This window comes from Escherichia sp. 20412-1 (assembly GCF_003027595.1).
In the GTDB taxonomy this organism is placed as follows: domain Bacteria; phylum Pseudomonadota; class Gammaproteobacteria; order Enterobacterales; family Enterobacteriaceae; genus Escherichia; species Escherichia marmotae.
In genome coordinates this window covers 1-251 of the sequence record NZ_PYQM01000146.1, presented here as the reverse complement: position 1 = coordinate 251, position 251 = coordinate 1, and the positions used below count along the sequence as shown (strand labels likewise).

Sequence of the window (251 nt, the reverse complement as noted above, 5' to 3'; positions counted from 1 at the left end):
GTCGAGAACAACGGCGAGGTACGCCCAGCGCTTACCCGTCCAGATATAGGTCACATCACCGCACCACACCTGATTTGGCTCGGTCACGGCGAACTGCCGTTCAAGATAGTTAGGGATAGCAACATGTGTAAGCGTAAACTGACCGCCGTATGTAGCCATTAAGCCAGTATTGGTAACGTAGGTGCCCACTTTTTCAACTAGTGGACACCTGTTATGGAACAGAAAACATTATCCGCAGAACCCCGCAGAAC

General features: G+C 51.0%; 1 pseudogene. It reads right to left on the bottom strand.

Annotated features, from left to right (window positions below):
* Positions 1 to 126 (bottom strand): annotated as a pseudogene (locus C7B16_RS24430) (IS3 family transposase); the annotation flags it as partial.
* Positions 127 to 251 lie beyond the last annotated feature (125 nt).